Annotated in this window: 25 protein-coding genes; 6 read left to right on the top strand and 19 right to left on the bottom strand. The window is 37.6% G+C overall.

The genetic code is table 11. The features are described from left to right. From rplV to rpsL, 10 genes are all read right to left on the bottom strand, one after another. Entirely contained in the window at positions 1 to 411 is a 411-nt protein-coding gene (gene rplV / locus BXY75_RS14585) for a 50S ribosomal protein L22 (protein ID WP_121908513.1), read from the bottom strand. A gap of 6 nt (positions 412 to 417) precedes the next feature. Next, positions 418 to 696 carry a 30S ribosomal protein S19 gene (gene rpsS, locus BXY75_RS14590; RefSeq protein ID WP_093139317.1) on the bottom strand — a complete coding sequence of 93 codons (279 nt, stop codon included), beginning with the start codon at positions 694 to 696 and terminating at the stop codon, positions 418 to 420. 3 nt (positions 697 to 699) lie between these two features. Then, complete coding sequence (gene rplB / locus BXY75_RS14595; RefSeq protein WP_121908514.1) at positions 700 to 1,524, bottom strand: 50S ribosomal protein L2; 825 nt, start codon at positions 1,522 to 1,524, stop codon at positions 700 to 702. A 26-nt stretch (positions 1,525 to 1,550) separates the two neighbouring features. Beyond that, positions 1,551 to 1,841 carry a 50S ribosomal protein L23 gene (gene rplW / locus BXY75_RS14600; RefSeq protein ID WP_121908515.1) on the bottom strand — a complete coding sequence of 97 codons (291 nt, stop codon included), beginning with the start codon at positions 1,839 to 1,841 and terminating at the stop codon, positions 1,551 to 1,553. A gap of 7 nt (positions 1,842 to 1,848) precedes the next feature. Beyond that, the gene (gene rplD / locus BXY75_RS14605; RefSeq protein WP_121908516.1) at positions 1,849 to 2,478 is read right to left on the bottom strand and encodes a 50S ribosomal protein L4; all 630 of its coding nucleotides are present in this window, start codon (positions 2,476 to 2,478) and stop codon (positions 1,849 to 1,851) included. Further along, the gene (gene rplC, locus BXY75_RS14610; protein WP_121908517.1) at positions 2,478 to 3,089 is read right to left on the bottom strand and encodes a 50S ribosomal protein L3; all 612 of its coding nucleotides are present in this window, start codon (positions 3,087 to 3,089) and stop codon (positions 2,478 to 2,480) included. Before rplC ends, rplD begins: the two co-directional genes overlap by 1 nt. A gap of 222 nt (positions 3,090 to 3,311) precedes the next feature. Then, complete coding sequence (rpsJ, locus tag BXY75_RS14615) at positions 3,312 to 3,617, bottom strand: 30S ribosomal protein S10 (protein ID WP_010181931.1); 306 nt, start codon at positions 3,615 to 3,617, stop codon at positions 3,312 to 3,314. 10 nt (positions 3,618 to 3,627) lie between these two features. After that, positions 3,628 to 5,760 (bottom strand): elongation factor G, encoded by a 2,133-nt coding sequence (gene fusA, locus BXY75_RS14620; protein ID WP_121908518.1) that lies wholly within the window; start codon positions 5,758 to 5,760, stop codon positions 3,628 to 3,630. A 3-nt stretch (positions 5,761 to 5,763) separates the two neighbouring features. Next, on the bottom strand, positions 5,764 to 6,240 hold the full coding sequence (rpsG, locus tag BXY75_RS14625) for a 30S ribosomal protein S7 (protein WP_121908519.1): 477 nt from the start codon (positions 6,238 to 6,240) through the stop codon (positions 5,764 to 5,766). A gap of 23 nt (positions 6,241 to 6,263) precedes the next feature. Next, complete coding sequence (gene rpsL / locus BXY75_RS14630; RefSeq protein ID WP_010230128.1) at positions 6,264 to 6,638, bottom strand: 30S ribosomal protein S12; 375 nt, start codon at positions 6,636 to 6,638, stop codon at positions 6,264 to 6,266. A 184-nt stretch (positions 6,639 to 6,822) separates the two neighbouring features. Between rpsL and BXY75_RS14635 the strand changes: the two genes are divergently transcribed. The 4 genes from BXY75_RS14635 to rlmB all read left to right on the top strand — a co-directional run bounded on the left by BXY75_RS14635 (position 6,823) and on the right by rlmB (position 14,138). Then, a complete protein-coding gene (locus tag BXY75_RS14635) occupies positions 6,823 to 8,520 on the top strand; it encodes a BamA/TamA family outer membrane protein (RefSeq protein ID WP_121908520.1) in 1,698 nt (565 codons plus the stop codon). Between the two features lie 113 nt (positions 8,521 to 8,633). After that, positions 8,634 to 11,933 carry a SusC/RagA family TonB-linked outer membrane protein gene (locus tag BXY75_RS14640; RefSeq protein ID WP_245962989.1) on the top strand — a complete coding sequence of 1,100 codons (3,300 nt, stop codon included), beginning with the start codon at positions 8,634 to 8,636 and terminating at the stop codon, positions 11,931 to 11,933. Positions 11,934 to 11,954: 21 nt separating this feature from the next. Further along, positions 11,955 to 13,277, top strand: a complete 1,323-nt coding sequence (locus tag BXY75_RS14645; protein WP_121908521.1) for a SusD/RagB family nutrient-binding outer membrane lipoprotein — start codon at positions 11,955 to 11,957, stop codon at positions 13,275 to 13,277. A 123-nt stretch (positions 13,278 to 13,400) separates the two neighbouring features. Continuing rightward, entirely contained in the window at positions 13,401 to 14,138 is a 738-nt protein-coding gene (rlmB, locus tag BXY75_RS14650; protein ID WP_121908522.1) for a 23S rRNA (guanosine(2251)-2'-O)-methyltransferase RlmB, read from the top strand. On the opposite strand, the gene BXY75_RS14655 is transcribed toward rlmB, so the two are convergent. After that, on the bottom strand, positions 14,133 to 14,897 hold the full coding sequence (locus tag BXY75_RS14655; RefSeq protein ID WP_121908523.1) for a rhomboid family intramembrane serine protease: 765 nt from the start codon (positions 14,895 to 14,897) through the stop codon (positions 14,133 to 14,135). The two genes, rlmB and BXY75_RS14655, sit on opposite strands and share 6 nt — an antisense overlap. Positions 14,898 to 14,988: 91 nt before the next feature. Here BXY75_RS14655 and BXY75_RS14660 point away from each other — a divergent pair, with 91 nt between their 5' ends. Further along, positions 14,989 to 16,266: a replication-associated recombination protein A gene (locus BXY75_RS14660; protein ID WP_121908524.1), complete on the top strand. Its 1,278-nt coding sequence runs from the start codon at positions 14,989 to 14,991 to the stop codon at positions 16,264 to 16,266. A gap of 1 nt (position 16,267) precedes the next feature. On the opposite strand, the gene BXY75_RS14665 is transcribed toward BXY75_RS14660, so the two are convergent. Genes BXY75_RS14665 through radC form a run of 7 tightly spaced genes read right to left on the bottom strand, consistent with a single transcriptional unit; the run spans position 16,268 to position 21,814 of the window. Beyond that, a complete protein-coding gene (locus BXY75_RS14665) occupies positions 16,268 to 17,122 on the bottom strand; it encodes a hypothetical protein (protein ID WP_121908525.1) in 855 nt (284 codons plus the stop codon). After that, complete coding sequence (locus tag BXY75_RS14670) at positions 17,119 to 18,537, bottom strand: DUF5723 family protein (RefSeq protein ID WP_121908526.1); 1,419 nt, start codon at positions 18,535 to 18,537, stop codon at positions 17,119 to 17,121. Before BXY75_RS14670 ends, BXY75_RS14665 begins: the two co-directional genes overlap by 4 nt. 4 nt (positions 18,538 to 18,541) lie before the next feature. Continuing rightward, positions 18,542 to 19,087: a hypothetical protein gene (locus tag BXY75_RS14675; protein ID WP_121908527.1), complete on the bottom strand. Its 546-nt coding sequence runs from the start codon at positions 19,085 to 19,087 to the stop codon at positions 18,542 to 18,544. A 47-nt stretch (positions 19,088 to 19,134) separates the two neighbouring features. Next, positions 19,135 to 19,449, bottom strand: coding sequence for an HAD-IA family hydrolase (locus BXY75_RS17345; protein WP_317125258.1), 315 nt, complete (start codon positions 19,447 to 19,449; stop codon positions 19,135 to 19,137). Positions 19,450 to 19,458: 9 nt separating this feature from the next. Then, on the bottom strand, positions 19,459 to 19,824 hold the full coding sequence (locus tag BXY75_RS17350) for an HAD family hydrolase (protein ID WP_317125256.1): 366 nt from the start codon (positions 19,822 to 19,824) through the stop codon (positions 19,459 to 19,461). Continuing rightward, a complete protein-coding gene (locus tag BXY75_RS14685; protein WP_121908528.1) occupies positions 19,817 to 21,109 on the bottom strand; it encodes a DUF7033 domain-containing protein in 1,293 nt (430 codons plus the stop codon). The genes BXY75_RS17350 and BXY75_RS14685 overlap by 8 nt, the downstream gene beginning before the upstream one ends. Positions 21,110 to 21,115: 6 nt before the next feature. Further along, positions 21,116 to 21,814, bottom strand: a complete 699-nt coding sequence (gene radC / locus BXY75_RS14690; protein ID WP_121908529.1) for a RadC family protein — start codon at positions 21,812 to 21,814, stop codon at positions 21,116 to 21,118. A 118-nt stretch (positions 21,815 to 21,932) separates the two neighbouring features. Here radC and BXY75_RS14695 point away from each other — a divergent pair, with 118 nt between their 5' ends. Then, the gene (locus BXY75_RS14695) at positions 21,933 to 22,376 is read left to right on the top strand and encodes a DUF1569 domain-containing protein (protein WP_121908530.1); all 444 of its coding nucleotides are present in this window, start codon (positions 21,933 to 21,935) and stop codon (positions 22,374 to 22,376) included. Between the two features lies 1 nt (position 22,377). On the opposite strand, the gene BXY75_RS14700 is transcribed toward BXY75_RS14695, so the two are convergent. Then, positions 22,378 to 22,788, bottom strand: a complete 411-nt coding sequence (locus BXY75_RS14700) for a hypothetical protein (protein WP_147437291.1) — start codon at positions 22,786 to 22,788, stop codon at positions 22,378 to 22,380. Between the last annotated feature and the right edge of the window lie 90 nt (positions 22,789 to 22,878).

The following is a 22,878-nucleotide window of genomic DNA, read 5'->3' on the forward strand; positions in this document are numbered from 1 at the left end:
TTAATTGCTTTGTGTGTTATCGTTAGCACCAAGCACGAGTGTTACGTGATTGGAACGTTTTCTAATTCTATGTGCGCGACCCTGAGGTGCCGGACGAAGTCTTTTCAACATCGTTCCACCATCAACACGAATCTCCTTCACGAATAGATCTGCATCTTCTAGAGAAGCATCCTCATTTTTTGCTTGCCAGTTTGCAATAGCAGACAATAATAATGTTTCTAAACGACGTGATGATTCTTTCGAACTGAACTTCAAAATATTAAGCGCTTTATCCACTTTCTCACCTCTTACTAAATCCGCCATAAGACGCATTTTTCTTGGTGACGTAGGGCAATTGTTCAATTTAGCAAAGTACATTGTCTTCTTTGCCTCCTTGATCTGCTCTGCTCTTTCTCTTTTACGAACTCCCATGGCCTATTATTTTTTTCCTTTATTTTTAGCACCTGCGTGACCACGGAATGATCTTGTTGGTGAAAATTCTCCTAATTTATGTCCTACCATGTTCTCAGTTACATATACCGGAACAAACTGACGTCCGTTGTGTACTGCAATGGTTTGTCCAACAAAATCCGGAGTAATCATTGAAGCACGTGACCAAGTTTTGATCACAGTCTTTTTATTAGACTCAACATTCTGTTGTACTTTCTTATCTAACTTAAAGTGAACGTAAGGTCCTTTTTTTAACGATCTTGCCATAGCTTATTTCTTTCTACGTTCTATAATATATTTATTACTCTGTTTGGTTGCAGAACGGGTTCTATATCCTTTTGCTGGAATACCGTTTCTAGAGCGTGGATGACCTCCTGAAGACTTACCTTCACCACCACCCATTGGGTGATCTACCGGGTTCATCACAACTGGTCTTGTACGTGGTCTTCTACCTAACCATCTAGATCTACCTGCTTTACCAGATACTAACAATTGGTGATCACTGTTTGAAACAGCACCAATTGTAGCGATACAAGTAACTAATATCATTCTAGTCTCTCCTGAAGGTAATTTAACCGTAGCATATCTACCGTCTCTTGCCATCAACTGAGCAAATGCACCAGCACTACGCGCTAATACAGCACCTTGTCCTGGACGTAATTCTAAACATGAAATGATTGTACCTAAAGGAATACTTGCAAGAAGCATAGTATTTCCAATTTCCGGAGCAACGCTGTCACCTGAGACGATGTTTTGCCCTACTTGTAGACCGTTTTGAGCAATTACATAACGCTTTTCACCATCTTGATAGTTCAATAAAGCGATAAATGCTGTACGGTTTGGATCGTATTCTATGCTAGCAACAGTTGCAGGAATTCCTGCCTTGTCACGCTTAAAATCGATAATTCGATATTTCTTCTTATGACCTCCACCAATATAGCGCATGGTCATTTTTCCTTGACTGTTTCTACCACCAGATCTTTTGTTCGGAGCTAATAAACTTTTCTCCGGCTTATCAGTTGTTATGGCGTCAAAACCATTTACAACTCTAAAACGCTGACCTGGGGTGATAGGTTTTAATTTTCTTACTGACATTTTTGTCTAATTAAATCTAAGTTACCTTAGATGTTACTGTAAAAATCTATTGTATCACCTTCCGCCACCTGTACTATTGCTTTTTTATAAGCATTAGTTTTACCAGTTTGAGTACCCGTCTTTGTATGACGAGTTCTTCTATTCGGGCGGACATTCATTGTGCGAACTTTTTCAACAGAAACTCCGTAAGTGGCTTCCACCGCTTTCTTGATTTCTACCTTATTCGCCTTTGGGTTTACTACAAATCCGAAGATATTATTGTCCTCAGCATCTTTTGTAGCTTTTTCCGTAATTATAGGTTTTATTAAGATATTCATCTCGTTTCTATTTACTTAAGTTTGTTTCAATTCCTTCCAAAGAACCTTCAAACAGCACTACACTGTTTGCATTCAATATTTTGTAAGTACTTAAAGCTGAGTTACTTATGACTTCTGTACCTTTCAAATTGCGCGATGACAAATATACATTATTATTTGACTCACCCAACACAAATAAAGATTTTTTGTTTTCAAGACCTAAAGTCTTTAAAACTGCAGTAAAATCTTTTGTTTTAGGAGCGTCAAAATTAAGGTCTTCGATCACTACAATTGCCTTGTCATTTGCCTTCATCGTCAATGCCGATTTTCTAGCCAAACGCTTCAAGTTCTTATTCAATTTAAAAGAGTAGTTTCTTGGTCTTGGACCAAACATTCTACCACCACCTTTAAATATACCAGACTTAATACTACCCGCACGAGCAGTACCAGTTCCCTTTTGCTTCTTAATCTTTCTGGTTGAACCAGAAATCTCTGCACGTTCCTTCGCTTTGTGAGTACCTTGCCTTTGATTAGCAAGATATTGTTTCACATCAAGGTATACAGCGTGATTATTAGGCTCAATCCCAAACACATCCTTAGAAAGTTCAACCTTTCTACCTGTGTCTTTTCCGTTTATATCTAATACAGCTACCTTCATTATTTCTGAATCGTTAGGTAAGCGTTTTTATGACCAGGAACACATCCCTTAACCACAAGTAGATTCTTTTCAGCAACTACTTTCAACACTCTCAAGTTTTGTACTTTCACTTTTACATTCCCCATCTGTCCGGCCATTCTCATTCCCTTGAATACTCTCGCAGGATAAGAAGCAGCACCAATAGAACCTGGAGCTCTTAAACGGTTATGCTGACCGTGAGTCGCTTGACCTACACCACCAAAACCGTGACGTTTTACAACCCCTTGAAAACCTTTACCTTTAGATGTACCCGCGATATCCACGAATTCACCCTCGGCGAAATGCTCTACAGTGATTGTATCACCTAATTTATAACTCTCTTCAAATCCTTGGAATTCGGCGACTTTACGTTTTGCAACGGTTCCTGCTTTTTTAGCATGCCCTTCAGCAGCTTTAATAGCAGTCTTTTTGTCATCGAAACCAAGTTGAAGAGCTTCGTACCCGTCAACCTCTTTGGTTCTGACTTGGGTGACAACACAAGGTCCAACTTCAATAACGGTACAAGGCATATTTTTACCTCTCTCGTCAAAGATGCTGGTCATCCCTATCTTTTTTCCAATTAACCCAGACATATTTAATTATTTATTGATTATTACTATTTATTATTTTCTCTTCGGAAACATCCTTTTCTTCGAAATGCTTTCAGAAAAAAACAGGGTCAAAATAAATTCAACCCTGAATGTTACTTTGTTTACCGTTTTTCCCTCGCTCGCAGCTTAGGACATTTCTTGCCTGCGTAGGCAGGCATCTCATGATTTGAAATCAATTTCATGAGATGCCCGCCTTCGCGGGAATTATACCTTAATCTCTACTTCTACACCACTTGGCAACTCTAACTTCATTAGAGCGTCAATCGTTTTTGAAGAAGAGCTATAGATATCCAATAATCTCTTGTAAGAGCTTAATTGGAATTGTTCTCTACTCTTCTTGTTTACGTGTGGTGAACGTAATACTGTAAAGATTTTTTTATGTGTTGGTAAAGGAATTGGACCTGTTACTACAGCTCCAGTACTCTTTACAGTCTTTACGATTTTCTCAGCAGATTTGTCCACTAAATTGTGATCGTAAGATTTTAACTTAATTCTTATTTTTTGACTCATTGCTGAAAAATTATACGTTAGCGGTTCCTCTTGCTGCTGCGATCACTACTTCAGAAATATTTGAAGGTGTTTCAGCATAGTGAGAAAATTCCATTGTTGATGTTGCACGACCTGATGAAAGCGTTCTTAATGTGGTTACATAACCAAACATTTCAGAAAGCGGCACTTCAGCTTTAATCACTTTTGAACTAGCACGGTCTCCCATACTACTCATTTGACCACGTCGACGATTTAAATCCCCTACGATATCTCCCATGTTTTCTTCAGGAGTTAAAACCTCCAGCTTCATAATAGGTTCAAGGATTACGGCTCCAGCTTGTTTTGCAACAGCTTTGAATCCCATTTTTGCAGCAAGTTCGAAAGATAATGCATCAGAATCCACAGGGTGGAAAGATCCATCCTTAAGTGTTACTTTCATACTATCAACTTCAAATCCTGCTAATGGTCCATTTACCATTGCTTGCTTAAATCCTTTTTCTACAGACGGGATAAATTCCTTAGGAACGTTACCACCCTTTACTGCATTTACAAATTCAAGACCATCTTTCCCTTCATCTGCAGGTTCCAATGTAAATACGATGTCGGCAAACTTACCACGACCACCAGATTGCTTTTTATAAACCTCTCTGTGATCTGCAGTTTTAGTTACAGCTTCTTTATATTCTACCTGTGGTTGTCCTTGATTTACTTCAACCTTAAACTCACGTCTAAGACGATCTACAATAATATCCAAGTGAAGCTCACCCATTCCAGAAATAATTGTCTGTCCTGAAGCCTCATCTGTACGTACTGTAAATGTTGGATCTTCTTCTGCCAATTTAGACAAAGCCATACCCAATTTATCAACGTCAACCTTTGTTTTAGGCTCTACCGCGATACCAATTACGGGATCAGGGAAGTCCATAGATTCAAGTACGATAGGGTGTTTCTCGTCAGACATGGTGTCACCAGTCTTAATATCCTTAAAACCTACAGCTGCTCCAATATCTCCTGCTTCGATAAAATCGATAGCATTTTGCTTATTAGAGTGCATTTGGTAGATACGAGAAATACGTTCTTTTTTACCCGAACGATTGTTCAAGATATAAGAACCTGCGTCCAAACGTCCTGAATACACACGGAAAAATGCTAAACGTCCTACAAAAGGATCGGTAGCAATCTTAAAGGCCAATGCTGCAAATGGTGCAGACACATCAGGCTTACGGATTTCTTCTTTATCAGTATCTGGATTAACACCTATAATACCTTCCTTATCCACTGGAGAAGGTAAGTATCTACAAACTGCGTCCAATAAAAACTGAACTCCTTTGTTTTTGAAAGATGATCCACATACCATTGGAATGATACTCATATCCATTACAGCAGCACGAAGCGCAGCATGCACTTCATCCTCAGTAATTGAATCCTCATCTTCCATATACTTTTCAAGCAAGTTTTCATCGTAAGCAGCTACTTCTTCAATTAGCTTCCCACGTAACATCTTTGCTTCTGCTTTAAGTTCTTCAGGAATAGCAACAACGTCGAAAGTTGCTCCGAAAGAATCATCATGCCAAATCACAGCACGGTTCTTTACAAGATCAACAATACCTTTAAAGTTATCTTCATCACCAATATTTAATACAATTGGCACTGCGTTTGACTTCAACATGTCTTTAACTTGTTGACAAACCTCCATAAAGTTAGCACCTTGACGATCCATTTTATTAACGAATCCAATACGAGGTACCTTATAGTTATCAGCTAGTCTCCAGTTTGTTTCAGACTGTGGCTCAACACCATCAACCGCACTAAACAAGAATACCAAACCATCCAATACACGTAATGAACGATTTACCTCTACAGTAAAATCTACGTGACCAGGAGTATCAATAATATTAAAGTGGTAATCTTTAGTATCATCAACCGGTTCTGCATTTTCCAAAGGAAACTTCCAAGTACAAGTAGTAGCAGCTGAAGTAATTGTAATACCTCTTTCCTGCTCTTGCTCCATCCAGTCCATTGTTGCAGCACCATCATGTACTTCACCAATTTTATGACTTACCCCTGTATAAAAAAGGATACGCTCTGTAGTTGTAGTTTTCCCTGCATCGATATGCGCGGCAATTCCTATGTTTCTAGTATATTTTAAATCTCTTTGTGCCATTTTTTAGAATCTGAAATGTGAGAATGCTTTGTTTGCTTCAGCCATTTTATGAGTATCCATACGCTTCTTAACTGCTGCACCTTCTTCTTTAGCTGCTGCTAAAACTTCGGCTGCAAGTTTTTGTGCCATAGATTTCTCATTTCTTTTTCTAGCATAAAGTATTAACCACTTCATCGCGGTAGATATTTTACGATCTGCACGAATTTGCATTGGAATTTGAAAGGTTGCCCCTCCAACTCTTCGGCTTCGTACTTCAACGTGAGGCATAACATTAGAAAGTGCATCTTTCCAAAGCTCTAAACCTGTTTTTTCTTCGTCTGTTTTTTTCTCTTCTACGATATCAATTGCATCGTAAAAAACTTTAAAAGCAACCGACTTTTTTCCATCCCACATTAAGTTATTTACAAAACGTGTCACCAACTGGTCGTTAAACCTTGGATCTGGTAAAAGCGGTCTCTTTTTTGCTGCTCTTTTTCTCATGTCTTCTCTTTAAAAGTTTTAAATTACTTCTTAGGGCGTTTTGCACCATACTTAGATCTACGTTGCGTTCTTCCTTCAACACCAGCGGTGTCTAAAGCTCCACGAACAATGTGATATCTAACTCCTGGCAAATCTTTTACCCTTCCACCTCTAACCAATACTATCGAGTGCTCTTGAAGATTGTGTCCTTCACCAGGGATGTATGCGTTTACTTCTTTACCGTTTGTCAATCTAACCCTTGCTACTTTACGCATTGCAGAGTTAGGTTTCTTAGGCGTAGTCGTATATACACGCGTACACACACCTCGTCTTTGAGGGCACGAATCTAGGGCAGCCGATTTGCTCTTCTTGGTTATTTTGGCTCTTCCTTTTCGTACTAATTGTGAAATTGTTGGCATATAAAATATGTATTACACTTATTTAAATATAAAATCCCCGTTTTTAAGGGCTTGCAAAAATAGAAATAAAAATGGAACAATCAAACCATACTAAATTAATTTTATCTTCATTTTTAATATTTTATAATTTAGATATGAAAAACAAACTTAGAACGTTAGATTTACACATGAAATTTCCTACCAGTTGAAACACTTCATCTACGTACTTTTATACCTTAATATATATACCGCTTTTTTTTCTGAAATAAATGCGCAATCTCTGTTGTTAACAATTGAAGCAGAAAAACCAATTTCTGAATCCCTTAAAGATTCGCTACAACTTCAAACAAATTTCAAAGATTACTTATCACTTAAGCAGCAAGTAGATACCCTTCCTTTACAGCTTCAGAAGATGGGATATGTTGATTCAAGACTTGAAAAATTTGAAGCATTAAGTGACACTGTTTATACTTCCGTTTTTTTCTTCGGAAAGAAATACGAATCCATTAAAATATACTATTCAGAAGAAAACTTCAGTAAAAAGGAACTTTCTAAGGTAGCTTCAGAAATTACCGACGCCTATTTTATACTTCCATTTGAAACTCTTGAACAATCCCTTCAGAAACTAAACAGTTTAAAAACAGAAAACGGGAATGCCTTTGCCAGATTACGCCTAACTAACATTTCAAAAGAAGAAGATGGAAATTTATCGGCAAGTATTACTCTTATAAGTGGTCGCAAACGCATCATCGATTCAATTGCGATAAAGGGATACGAAAAATTTCCCAGATCATTTATTACATACGTTGCCGGAGTAAAAAAAGGCAAAACATTTAATCAGAAAAAAATTGTGGCTCAGAATGAAATTCTCAATTCATTACCATTCGCCAGCACGATAAAAGCTCCACAGGCGTTGTTCAGAAAAGACTCAACTGTTGTTTACTTTTATTTGGAAAAACGCAATGCAAATATATTTGATGGAGTCCTGGGTTTCGCAACAGATGAAGAAACAAATAAATTACAGTTTAATGGTTATCTAAATCTGGAGCTTAACAACAATCTTAATTACGGAGAACAACTTGCTATTAATTACAAAGCAGATGGCGAAGATCAGCGCGATTTTAAAGTGAGACTTAAACTTCCTTATATTTTAAAATCTCCATTTGGTGTCGGTCTTGAATTAAAAATATTTAAACAAGACAGCACATTTACAACAACAGACCAACAGGCAAAGGTATATTACCAAATCAACCCGGCTTCTTCAGCTTATCTCGGATACAAAGGATATGAATCCAGTAATTTACTGGATAATGTGGTGGTTGGCTCCCCAATTGAAGATTACGATTCGAAATTTTTAATCGCAGGAATCGATTATTTTCGTTCACAGAAAAGCACGCTGTTTCCAATAAAATCTCAGATAAGTCTCGACACGGAAATAGGCTCGAGAAAGCTTAAAAACTCTAGCGATAGTCAGTTGCGCTTTCTAAGTGAAGTAAGCCATATTTTTAATCTTAATTTCAAGAACTCCCTGTTCTTAAAAAACAACTCAAGTATTTTAATAAGTGACACCTATTTTGTTAACGAGCTATTCCGATTTGGAGGCATAGGAACTATAAGAGGTTTCAATGAAAACAGTATAGACGCGTCCTTCTTCACAATTTTAAATACAGAATACAGATATCAGTTCAATGAAGGTCTTTATTTGCATAGCATCATCGATCTAGGATATTTTGAAAACGATTCTATGAATTTAAAAGAAAAACTCTACAGCTACGGATTAGGGATAGGACTACTAACAAAAGCAGGAATTCTACGCTTAAATATTGCCAACGGAAACCGTGAAAATCAGGATTTCAAGTTCTCAAACACAAAAATTCACATCATGTTAACTTCTCGTTTTTAAAACAGTTTGGCCAAACGTTCAAATAACATATTTATTATTTTGTTAACATAAAAGTTGTTTATTTAACTTTTTATTATGATTTTTGGAGCTGGCTAATTCAAATAAATTATAAAATGAGAACAAAGTTTAGTGGTATACTAACGCTTATCTTGGCGTTGGTAGTGCAACTTACATTTGCACAAGAAAAAACAATAACCGGAATGGTAACCGACAACGTTGGAATGCCTCTACCCGGAGTAAATATTGTTGTTAAAGGCACCTCCAATGGTACTCAATCTGATTTTGACGGAAACTATGCTATTAAGGCAGCAGTTGGACAAAATTTAGTGTTTACCTATGTTGGATTTAAAGCGCAGGAAACTACTGTTACTGCAGGCACGAACAGGGTTAATGTTTCCTTGGAAGAAGACGCCGCTGTTTTGGAAGAAGTTGTAATTACAGCAATTGGTCTGGAGAAGAAAAAAGATGACGATTTATCCTCGGCAACAACCATTCAGGCAGAAACGATTGTAAAATCGGGTGAAGCTGGGGTTGCTACTGCATTAGCAGGGAAAACTTCGGGAGTAAATGTAATAAGAAGTAGTGGAGATCCTGGAGCCGGAGCATTTATTCAAATTCGTGGAGCAAACAGTATCTCCGGTGCAGATGAACCCCTATATGTTATCGACGGTGTACTTATTAATAACACAAACTTTGGTGCAGGTGTCGCTGGTGTAAGTGAGCAGTCTCGTTTAAATGACTTCTCTTCGGAAGACATTGAAAGTGTTACTGTACTTAAAGGAGCTTCGGCTGTTGCTGTTTATGGTACAGGTGCAGCAAATGGAGTTATTGTTATTAAAACAAAAACAGGTAAAGGTAAAGCCGGTAGCTGGAGTGTTAATTACAAGGCCGGTGTATATTTTGACAAGGTAAACGAACGTTGGGACTTACAGAACAAGTTCGGTCAGGGAACTGGAGGAGCTGTTTATCTAGGCGGACCACAACCATTAACTTGGGGTGATAAAATTTCAACTCGTGCCGGTGGCGCGAACGAAGTCGCCGTTGGCGAAACACGTTTTGAAGCAGCCGATGGAACTATTTACTATCCGATTACCGCAAAGAATTCGAGAGAAACATTTCTTGATTCAAACTTCGACGCGGTAGTAGGTGATGGACTTACCTTAGAACATGATATCAGTTTGAAATACTCAGGTGAAAATGGTAACACTTTTCTTAGCGTAAATGACTGGAATCAGGAAGGAATTGTAAAAAATGGTTCTGGATATGAAAGAAAATCACTTCGCTTTACAAATAACACTAATTATTCGGAAAAGTTAAAGGGTAGAATTACTGCAACTTATGTAAAGACAAATGCCGATGCTGTTCAAACTGGATCTAACCTTAATGGATTATATCTTGGATTATTGAGAACATCTCCAGATTTTGACAACAGAGACTATATTGGTACTGCCTTCACTGCTTCAGGAGAACCAACGGTAAATGCAATGAGAGCTTATCGTGGACCATTAGGACCGTCGGCAGCTTATAACAATCCATTATGGACCATTAACGAACAATCAAACACAGTTGAAGTAGATCGTTTTTTAATTGCTCCCGAGTTATCGTATAATTTTACAGACAACTTGTCTATCACCACCCGATATAGTATTGATAGCTATAGGGATCAGAGACAAACCTTTATTCCTACCAATTCGGCTGCAAGTGATGATTTTGGTGGAAATTCTGGATATTTAGATGTCGATGACCGTTTTATTAGCTCACAGTATTTCACTGCCTTCCTAAACAGTAATCACGATATATCTGATAATCTTAATCTTAATTGGATTTTAGGAGCTACTTACGAAAATAATAGCATTGAACAAGTTGGAGGTACTTCTATTGGTTTTCTTAACCCTAACGTAAGACTTAGTGATTTAATTGACCTTGAGAACACACTGTCACCTGCGAACTTATCTGCTTATGATTTCTATGAGTACTCTAAACAAGTGGGTGCTTATTTATTAGTTGAAGGTGAAATCTTTAATCAAATTCTTTTCTCTTTAACGGGAAGAGCCGATAGATCTTCAACTTTACCAGACCAAACATTCTTTTACCCGGCGGCATCCTTAGGTTGGAAGTTTTCGGAAATAATTGGCAACAATGATTTTCTTTCTTTTGGTAAATTAAGATTTAGTTATGGAGAAGTAGCAGTTGCGCCTCAGCCATACTCTTTAAGTAGCGGTTATGAATCTGGAGGTACAGTAGGTGTTAGCTCTTCATGGGGAGATGGTCTAGACGGAAGTCAATATGGAAGTTCTTCTTTAGAAGATATACAAGGAAATCCAAATTTAGTTCCCGAACGAGTTAAAGAATTTGAGGTCGGTGCAGATTTAAGATTTTTTAATAGCAGATTGTCTTTTGGAATCACTTACTACGATAGAGTGACAGAAGATGTGTTATTAGATAGAAACGTATCTGCCGCTTCCGGTTTTAGCGCCTTAACAAGTAACGCTGCGGAAATAACTAATGAAGGTCTTGAAATGGATCTTCAGGCAACAATTGTGAGAACGGAAAACTTCAAATGGACTGTAAATATGAATTATAGCCATAATGACAACTTAGTAACTAGTCCGGACGCAAATGGAGAACTTATTACAGGGTTGAATGGCTTTGTTGGAACTTCTTCTAATGTAGTTGATGGACAACCCTTTGCCGTTTTACTTGGTAATCCATTGACACGTGATGAAAACGGAGAAATTGTATTAAACGATTTTGGCTTTCCAACTGTTTCAGATCAGGGGGAAGAAGTCTTAGGAGATCCTAACCCGGATTGGAGAGGTGGTATTTCAACTACTCTTAATTACAAAGGGTTTGAAGTATCTGCTTTATTCGATTTTGTACAAGGTATGGATGTTTGGAATGGAACTAGCGGGGTATTGAATCACCATGGTGTAACAACCTTAACTGCCAATGAAGTTACAGTATCTGCAGCAGAAGCGGCAACTATCTTAAACTATGTTGGTACGGCAATTATTGATATGCCAAATGCAACCTTAAATACCGATGGTACTTATACGGTTAGAGGAAATCTTGATGATTTTGGCGCAGGAACTGTATTATTAGATCAGACTTGGTATTCAGGTGGACCCGGAAGTGGATTTAATGGTTCTCCGGAATTAAATATTGAAGATGCTTCGTATGTTAAGTTAAGAGAAGTTTCTCTTGGATACTCATTTCCACAAAGCTTTATTGAACCAATCGGACTGGAATCCTTGAATTTATCGGTTTCAGGTCGTAACTTAGTGACTTGGACAGATGTTGAAGGATTTGATCCTGACAACAACCTAACAGGAGCTTCTAAAGGTAGAGGTTTAGAATATTTTACTAACCCATCTACAGCTAGTTACTTCTTTACGGTACGTATAGGTATTTAATCACAAAAAAAAATCATTAAAATGAAAAATATATATAAAATATTTTATTTGTTCTCTACATGTGCGCTACTAGTAGCATGCGATGGACTTGTCCAACAAGAGAACTTTCAAGACGACCCAAACACTGTAGGACTTGTTCCAACAGTGAACCTAATCGCACAAACTGAATTAGTTGCCATGTACCTAACTGAAAGTGATGCTTCCAGATATGCAGGAATTAATTCAAACTATATAGTTGGTGCTCAAGCGCAATGGGAAGGATACGAGCAATATGTTTTCACTCCTTCAGATTTTAACACCTTATGGTTTAATATTTATGTCGAAGGAATGACGCAAGCCAGAACTGTAAAAATTCAAGCTGAAGCAGAATTAGATGACGATGCAATAGCTACTGCCAGCTTTTTTGAAGCATTCTTTTTAGGAGAACTTGCCGCATCATTTGGAAATGTTCCAGATTCTGAAGCAATTGTACCGGGTATTGTAAGCCCAGTTTATGATGGACAAATTGCTGTTTTAAATCATGTACAGGAATTATTGGACGTTGCAATTAGTAGAGGAAATGGATCGACACTTTATATTAACGACACAGCTGGTGGCACTAAATCTACATCAACTTTAGGTAGATTGGCGCATAGTATGAAAGCCAGATACTTCTTGATTATGAAGGATTATGGAAATGCATTAATCCATGCACAGGCAGGAATTAACGCTGAAGGTGGTGATCTTTATGGCACACATTCAACTGCAAATGGTGCTCAAAATCTATGGTATAATTTTACTGCAACTGCAAGACCGGGTAACATTGCTGCTCAAGGAAGTTACTTACAAGAATTAGTAGATCCAGCAGGATCAGTAAACCGTAGGCTGGCAACTCCAGGTGAAGCACAACGATACGATTTCTACTATAGAGGTAATGGAAGTTTTAACAATCGTGAAGGTGGAATATTTGCTATCGATGCATCCTTACCAATTATTGGATGGCATGAAACTATGTTAATCTTAGCAGAGGCTGCCCAAAGAGAAAATCAAGATGGATTGGCTCGAAACTCATTAAATGCTGTGAGAGCTGCATTGGCTGCACAATATTCAGGAGATTTCCCTGCTTCAACAGCTTCAGGAAATGACTTATTATTACATATTTTAGAAGAAAAATATATCTCTATTTACCCATCACCGCAAACTTGGCACGATTTAAATCGTACTAACAATGCTTTAGGGGTTACACCGAAAACAGGTACACAATTACCACAGCGTTTTCTATATCCACAAAATGAATTAGACACCAACACTAACGCACCTTCTCCAATACCGGGGATATTTGTTGCGACAGCTGTTAATCAGTAATAGTAATTAAATTTAGAGTTAATTTCAATTTGGTAAGGGGCTGCTTTAAAAGGCAGCCTTTTATTATTTAAGAATATCTCAAAATACATCCTCTCGTATTGAGATGTTTTTTACTTTTACCGCATGAGAAAAGAAGCAACTATTTTTGGAATTCATCCCGTACAAGAGGCGGTTTCATCTAATGTTATTATTGACAAGTTATTTGTCCAAAAAGGAATATCCAATCCGAAAATAGATGCGATTGTAAAGGAACTTGAAAAAAAACATGCCACAATTTCGTACGTTCCATTTGAAAAGCTAATAAAACTAACTCAAGGAAATCATCAGGGGATCGTAGCAATGACTTCACCTATCGCCTTCAGAGACCTTGAAGAAATTGTTGAAAACGTTATTGGAACAAAGGAAAACCCTTTGTTTCTTATCCTCGATCAACTTAGTGATGTTCGTAATTTTGGTGCTATTCTTAGAACGGCAGAATGCACTGGTGTAGATGCGGTTATTATTCAGAAAAAAGGAGGAGCACCCATATCGGGCGATACAGTAAAAACTTCGGCAGGAGCCATTTTTAAATTGCCTATCTGTAAGGTTGATCATATAAAAGATGCTATTTATTACTTGCAAGGATCGGGCGTAACGGTAGTAGGTGCTACAGAAAAAACCACAGAAACCATCTACGACCTTAAATTAAATATGCCATTAGCAGTCGTTATGGGAGCAGAAGACAAGGGGATTTCAAAATCTGTATTAAGCTTATTGGATCATAAAGCGTCTTTACCACTACTAGGGCAAATTAATTCGCTAAATGTCTCAGTTGCATGTGGTGCTTTTTTGTATGAAATAGTACGCCAACGCAGTTTATAAGGAATCATTATCTTTTTTCGGACCCACTTTTAATGTATAGACAACTTTAATATTTTGAGGGTCCAAATTTTGTTGAACCTCTGTAGGCTCTTCCGGGATCCGCTCTATAAAATTACCGTCGTCATCAAACTGCTGTAGAAATTCGTCCTCTTCCGGATTATAGTCGTCGCGTTCCCATGCGTACTTTTTATTTTCCACTGGATTCCCTTTAAATACCAACGCTAGAATCAGCCCCACAACAAAGCCCGACAAATGTCCTTCCCATGAAATTTTAGGATCTATGGGCATCACATACCAAAGTAGGCCCCCATATAAGAATACAACTACCAGTGACAAAGCCGTTAATTGATATTGTTTCGAAAAAATTCCTTTAAAAAATAAAAAAGCAGCCAACATATAAACAACTCCACTCGCGCCTATATGCAAGGATGGTCTTCCTATAACCCATGTAAACACACCACAGACTATCAGACCAGTAAATAGTACTTTCCACCGAATGTTACGATAAAAGTAGAACAGGGCAGTTGTAAGCACCAATAAGGGCATAGAGTTATTAAACAAATGCTTCAGATTCCCGTGTATAAAGGGTCCGGTTATTATTCCTATAAGGCCGGTAATCTTTCGTGGGTAAATTCCGAGGTAATTAAAATCCAGATTAAATCGTATTTCTGCCCAGAAAACCATCCACATCAGCATTACAAATAGCAACGGATATAATATCACATCATTTGAAAAATATAAACCCTTTGTTTTTGACATACTATCTGACTTTCAAAAAATGGTCCTAAATTCAAATTTATGATAAAATGTCAGTATAAGCCTTGTAATAAAATTGTAATTTTACGCCCTTATGAGTGCACCCTTAGCCGAACGAATTCGCCCAACAACCTTAGAAGATTATCTTAGCCAGCAACATTTGGTTGGTCCTAAAGGTGCGTTAACAACTCAGTTAGAATCCGGCATACTGCCATCATTAATTTTATGGGGACCACCAGGTACAGGCAAAACTACCTTGGCCAATATCATCGCGAATCGATCGGATCGTCCATTTTTTATGCTCAGTGCTGTGGATAGTGGTGTGGCGGCTGTTCGTGAAGTGATTGAAAAAGCGAAGAAAACGGACACCTTATTTTCTACTAAAAACCCCATCTTATTTATCGATGAGATTCACAGATTTAGTAAATCACAACAGGATTCCCTTTTGGGCGCCGTTGAAAAAGGTTTAATAACCCTCATAGGTGCGACCACCGAGAATCCAAGTTTTGAAGTCATTCCGGCACTTTTATCACGATGTCAGGTATACGTGTTAAATGCCTTTAGTAAAAAAGATCTCGAAGATCTCTTGGCTCGTGCCATCAAGGAAGATAAAATACTATCCAAAAAGCAGATTAAGCTTACCGAGACCGAGGCACTAATCCGTCTTTCCGGAGGCGATGCTCGTAAACTTCTAAATATTCTTGAACTTATTGTGCTTTCAGAAAAGAGTGATACTGTGATTATTACCAATGAAATGGTGCTTCAAAAAGTGCAAAAGAACACCGTGTTGTACGATAAAACCGGGGAGCAACATTACGATATTATCTCGGCATTTATAAAATCGATTCGCGGTAGTGATCCAAATGCCGCCGTTTATTGGCTCGCAAGAATGATCGAAGGCGGAGAAGACATCAAATTTATAGCAAGGAGATTGGTTATTTTAGCTTCGGAAGATATTGGAAATGCCAATCCGACAGCTCTGGTATTGGCAAATAGTACGTTTCAAGCAGTTTCAACTATTGGTTTTCCTGAAGCTCGCATTATTCTAAGTCAGTGCACCATTTATTTAGCAACATCCCACAAAAGTAATGCTTCCTATGCTGCGATAAACGAAGCTCAGCGACTGGTGAAACAAACAGGGGATCTTTCGGTGCCTTTATCGATTCGGAATGCACCCACCAAGCTTATGAAAGAGTTGGGTTACGGCAAAAACTATGAATACGCCCATAATTATGAAGGTAATTTTGCTCCGCATGAGTTTTTACCAGAAGATATTGTAGGCACTACATTTTATAAGCCCGGCAACAATCCAAAGGAAAATAATTTAAAAAATTACCTTAAAAGTCTCTGGAAGAATAAGTACGATTTTTAATCTATTTTTTATAGACTTCGGAAATAGTTCCCTTCTGAATAACAAGATTTTCAGAAGCATCAAAAAATGCTTTATAAATTTTCTCTGAAGCATCCACAAAATAAAAAGCACCCTCCTTTTCAGCTTCAATTTTACCTATCAATTGAAGACCATCTTCGGAAGCTGTTGTTTCTTCGTACAATGCATATCCTTCAGAAGTCTTCCGAAGTAAAAATGAAACACCATTTCTGGTATAATTGGTATACTTCGCTTTAGGCGATGTTGAACTTACAGAAGATACCTCAACCCCTGTATTTTCATCACTAATTGTAGGCAATATATTATTCTGTTCGTTGTCGGATTCCTTAATATCAATAGTAGGTTCCTGGACTACAATGGTTTGCTCTTTAGGTGCTTTTACTACAGTCTGGCTTGACAATTCAGATAATAGAACAACGTCTTTTTGATGAACTCCCAAAGTTCTAACGCCTTTAAAAGCCTCCCGAAGTGACTCATGATAGGCCTTTTTATACTCTTTATATTTACTTGATCCTTCAGACCGATATACTTCTAAACCATTACAATCTTTTACAACGAGCACTAGCCTTTTCTTTAAGATTGCAGACTCTTTTACAACATCTGCAAAAAGTCCCTGGCATCGATTAGAATTCGGAGCTTCACTATTAAGAAACGCATTAAAACCATGTTTATTTAAAATGAACGTTGCCATGGAGTTTAATTGATACTGGTCTCTTTCGCTTTGAAACTCAAACTGGTCCGGCACAATAATATAATTATAATTGCTCATAACAGCTTGCGCAATTCCTGTTTGAACACATAACAAAGTGAGTATGGCAGCAAGTAAATTTTTAATCATTCCCTATCAATTTTTAAGTTAAAGCCTAACTGTAAAGATACACTTTTTGCCTTTGCCAAATTTCCGTAACTCTGTAGATTATCTGCGGCTACATAAAAATTAAACTTTCCGAGATCGGTCACAATACCGAATCCGACATTTGAGGATGAATATGAATCCATGGTATATGTAGCCTTTGCCGATAGGAAATTGAACAATCGTCTATAATAGAATATTGTTGCGGCATGTTGTGGGCCTTTTGGTCTAAATATACTGTAATACTGTAATCCAACCGCCTGATTCCTGGAAACGCCTCCAGACATATTATAGCAGTTACAATCGGTACCACCATCGGTCGGCTTCCCGAAACTATATCGAAGCCCGGCGTTAAATTTTACCGGTCGCATTTGTGTGTAGGAATTGTGCAAGGTATCTATAGGTACTTCTCTTTCAACCTCATCTTCCAGATCTTCATAATAAGGAAGTGTTCCCTGACCATCTACGATAGGTGGAAAAATAAGTTCTATTCCGTCGAGGGTATAGGAACTTCTTGCTCTGTAATTCTCGACATCTTTTGTATGAAAAATTGCTCCAAAATCCAATATGCTGGCAGTTGCTGTAAATCTATTAGAAATATCGTAGGTCGCACCGAGATCGATCCCAACGCCAAGATTACCTCCAAAAAAGGCACGTCCTAATATTTCACTAGTCACCTCCCCTGCTCCATCGAGTTCTCTAAGCGAGGCATATCCTGAAGTTTCGACCGAAATATCTACATTTTGAAGTTTGTGTTCGTAAACATTTGGACTATTTTCATCGCCTAGTTCTGTTGTAAAAGTTCCGCTATTATGTGTGCTTTTGAAACTAAACATACTAGAATAAATTTTAGCACGAACTCCGGCAGTAAGTTTGCTGTTGATCTGCTTGTTTACGCCAAAATGAAAGACAGTCATAAAATCGCCAGTGGTACTAATTTCTCCTAAATCGAAATCATAGCCTATAAATTCTCGGTTACCTTCCCAGGCTAAAACTGCGAGATCTTTTGGAAAGTAAAAGATAAAATCCAATTCCTGGTAAATACCTCCTGAATAGAACAATTTACTTTTGCCGGTCCATCCAAAATTAATGAGATCTAATTGTTGCGTCGCCGTAAAGAAATCTTTGTCGGTGAGTTCGTAAAGTTTGTTTTCAATTCTGGTGTTGATGTCAACGGCAGACTTTCCGAAGATATCGAAAGTAGAAACTCCTGAAGCACCACCATTAATATGAATTTGAGAAAAAAATGGAATACCGTAATGTGATTTCTGTGGCACTTTACTACCAGGATTCAACATAATGTTTTGGGGCACCTCCTCGAGTCCAAAAAGTACCTGCTTGTTTTGCCCAATGGCAGCATCTGCCCAGAAGGCAATAAAAAGAATAATTAAATTTCGCATGGTACTAAAATTCCAGGTAATAGGTTGTTTTTGATTTGAGATCGAGCTCTCCTTCAAGAGTCGCAGAGGAAGATGGGATGGTAACAGATACAACCACTTTAAATGATCTTGTTAGGTCTGCAATTGCATCGCCTTCAATGTTTTCAATAAATTCGGTAACCACCGGACTTCCGACAGCTCCAGAATTAATTTGAGTTTGAGTGGTATAGGTGGTATCGTTTGCTTCACTTAAAAATTGAAAATCTACATTGAAGTTTCGCGGAATGGTATTGGTGAATTCGAAAAAGAATTCGGCTCTTCTCAAGTTGTCCTGAATTTCACCATCATCCAGAAAACGAAGGTCTGTGGTATCACGAACGGTTAAGATTGAACTAGAAGTAATGGTATCGTAAAAATCTCTGGCTCTTAGATTAAAGTAAATGAGATCTAACTCGACTTCCGGGGTAAGCGCAATATCATAAGCCTGATCGAAATCGGTATCTTTTATACAGGACGTAAAGAGTAAAAAAGTGAGAAAGCCCAAAAGAGGGATCGCTAGGTTCGTGTTCATGAGTGGGGATTTAGTACCTAACGCTTATAACACCTTAATTATTATCCTTAAAGATGACTTTTAATTTCCAATAGATGGTTTACCAATTTGTACTTTTGTGGAATCTCCTCTTTTCGATAATTATAATAAAGAGTTTGCATCCCTACAGCTTCGGCACCAAGTATATCAGCTTCAAAAGTATCACCTATCATGATGCTCTGATTCGAACTTACATTAGCTTTTTTCAAAGCCATTTGAAACACTAATGGATTGGGTTTCTTAACCCCTACCTCTTCCGAAGAAGTTACAGTATCGAAGAATCTATGTATCCCACTGTTCTTGAGCTTTAAACTTTGTACTTCCTGAAAACCGTTAGTGATAATATGTAATTTTTACTTCCTACTCAAATATTCCAATATCTCGATCGTCCCATCGAATAGGTGATTATCAACTGGCAACTCATCAATATAAGTGACTGCCATTGCGTCGATATCTTCTAAAGAAAATTGCATGTTAAGAGAAGAGAAGCTATCGATCAATCGGCCTCTACGAAGCTCTTGTTTTGTAACTCGTTCTTCTCTATACTTCTTCCAGTATTCAAAATTAACAGGTTCATAAACTCCTACAAAATCGACAACATTAAGTGCTATTTTATGTTTAACAAATACTCTTTCGAATGCCAGATGAGAGTTGCGATCAAAATCCCAAAGGGTATGATCAAGGTCGAAGAACACATCTGTAATCTTAATTTTAGTCATGAATTTGAAGATTTTCTGAAAACAAAGAACGCCATATTTTATTTCTTTCGGTGGCAGAAAAGTCCCGATTTGAAAACAACATTGAAAAAGTCCCATTCACTTCTACAACACTTTTATATGCACCGTTAAATGTCTTTATTATATCTGATTCGTATTTCTTATCGAAGGCTTTAGTGGTCATAGCTACCGGATGAATTATTAATGGTGTCTTAATTTCACTGTCCAAATCATAAAACAGGAAAGGAGTACAAGTACTAGCTCTAAATCCAGGCACATTCTCATACAACATGGTAAAGTCTTTTTCGACTTCAAGTTCTACCAAATTGCGATAGATTTCAGGTAGATTTACTAGAAACTGATCGTTCATAGTGCTTGTAAGCGTACGATTGGTTGTTATCTCCATTCTTTCCTTCTCTTTCTTGAGTTTATCGTAACTTGCTAATGCTTCAAAAGAGAAAATTAATCCCACTTCCTTATAGTCGGAAACGAATTTCACCAACATATTGAATGTTCTTCTTTGAGTATTGAGACTTTCAGAAAAATTTACCGCATCCCCTAAAAGAAAGAAAACGGTTAGTTTTGAACGACTTCTTTTGGCCGTATTCACCAACCAGGTAAAAGTATTGTAAGGATCTTTCCGAAGTCTAACAAGCACTTGTGTTCGCTTGCCGATATTCCTCATTTTAAGCTTCCATAAATCCATTGCATAGCCCGACAAAGACCGTAAAAACCCACGTTGCATATAGGCATATGGCTGTCCGGCTTCGACCACAGAATGTATTTTTAATGATTTCTTCGGAAAATTAAGATCCGGATAAGCCTCGAGTAACACGGTTTTAAATTTGTACGCCCATATATCTACTACTGGCCTGTTCAGAAAATTTTCTTTAAAAGCGAGACTTTCTGAAGCTGGGAATCTCCCAATTTCATCTTTTACATGAGGTAGGTACTCTTCGTATCTAGTCAAGAGGTAAAAACTAGCAGAAAATATATCAAATGCTAACGCACTTTTAGGACTAGTACCAAAAAACCCTACAGTATCATCCCAAATCTTTACTGTAATATCCTGTGATTCGAATCCTTGTTGGAGTAATAAGCCTTCACTTTGAAAAAACAATTCATTTCCCATGGGTTGTTTCCCATACGATAGTTTCGGTCCGGTGTGAGCGATAAGCTCTTCGATAACAGCAGTTATAGTGATATCCAATCCTAGAATTCTCGCGCAAATATGCTTAAACACATAATCAATTCGTGGAGTTATTTTTTGAGTATAAATTAATAGCATATAGGCTTACAAAAGATTTTCATCAGCAAAGCTAAAGTACGATTTTTCAGTTATTATAAGGTGATCCAGCACTTTTATATCTAAACTTTCGGCGGCTATTTTTAGTTTTTTAGTCAAGCTTTTATCGGCTTCACTTGGCTTGAGTGAGCCGGAAGGATGGTTGTGCGCCAAAATGAGAGCGACGGCACCAAGCTGTAATGCTTTTTTTAAGGCAAGACGTACATCCACCAGTGTACCTGTTATTCCACCCTTGCTCAATTGCATGCTTAGTAATACTTTGTTTGCATTATTGAGATACACCACCCAGAATTCTTCATGGGGTAACTCGCCTAAAATTGGTTGCATCAATTCGAACACCGATCTACTGGATGTCACTTTTTGCTTTTTCAATGCCTCTTCGGTTCTACGTCTTCTCCCCAATTCTAAGGCGGCGATAATTGAAATTGCTTTCGCTTCACCTATACCCTTAAATACTTGGAGATCATCAATCGATAATTTGCCAAGCTGATTAAGATTGTTTTCGACCGAAGCCAGGATTTTCTGACTTAATTGCACAGCGCTTTCATTGCGATTTCCGGAACCAATTAATATTGCTATTAATTCGGCATCGGTAAGTGCGATACGCCCTTTGAGCATTAGTTTTTCACGAGGACGATCATTTTCGTTCCAGTTTTTAATGGAAAAGTATTGGTTTTGATCCGACATAAGTTTCACAAGTTAATAAGGGGAGTTGTGTTTTTTACTTCGGAAAGTGAAGTGTTTCATAAAGATAAGAAACTTAATTTTTGTTTGTACCTTTCAGTATCGATTAAACAGATGAAATATGAAATCACTATTTGAACCTGACACCTACCTCACGACCCGTAATAGGCTTAACCAACTCGACGAAAACTCTGAAAAATTATGGGGAAAGATGTCCGTTGGGCAAATGCTGCACCATTGCCAAGGCCCATTGAATATTATGTTAGAAAAGGATCACTATGGAATGAAACCTAATTGGTTTGCAAAGTTGCTGTTTAAAAAAATGTTGTATAATGATACCTCATTTAGAAAAAACATGCCAACGGCTAAGTTTTTAAAGGAAATTGAACCAAGGGACTTTAGTACTGAGGTAAATACTATAAATGAATTGTTAGATGAATTTCATAACAACAGAGATCGGGAAGAGTGGAAGCCTCATCCCGGCTTTGGATATTTCACCAACGAGCAATGGGGGAAAATGCAATACAAACATTTGGATCATCACCTAAGACAATTTGGAGTTTGATTTAAAGACTTGAGATTTGAGACGTGAGATTTGAGATTTGCTCATTGAGGGGGTGGTGATTTTCTGAAATTTGTAATTTTCGGTACAAATTTCTTAAAATTGGCGCTTGAAGTCCGTTGTAAACATTTAGATCATCACTTAAGACAATTTGGAGTTTGATGTAAAGACTTGAGATGTGAGACGTGAGATCTGAGAAAATGGGGTGGTGATTTTCTGAAATTTGTAATTTTCGGTACAAATTTCTTAAAATTAGCGTTTGAAGTCCGTTGTAAACATTTGGATCATCACCTAAGACAATTTGGAGTTTGATGGAAAGAATTGAGATTTGAGATTTGAGATTTGAGATTTGAGAAAATGCGATTGACATTTTTCTGAAATTACGAATAACATCCATCCCCGGCTCTTCCTTCAAAGGAAGTGAGCATTCTATAAACTAAATTTTTATATCTCATTTTTACACGGGTCATATAACTTATTAATTCATTTAAAAGAGTATCACTTT

Source organism: Ulvibacter antarcticus (genome assembly GCF_003688405.1).
GTDB classification, from domain to species: Bacteria; Bacteroidota; Bacteroidia; order Flavobacteriales; family Flavobacteriaceae; genus Ulvibacter; species Ulvibacter antarcticus.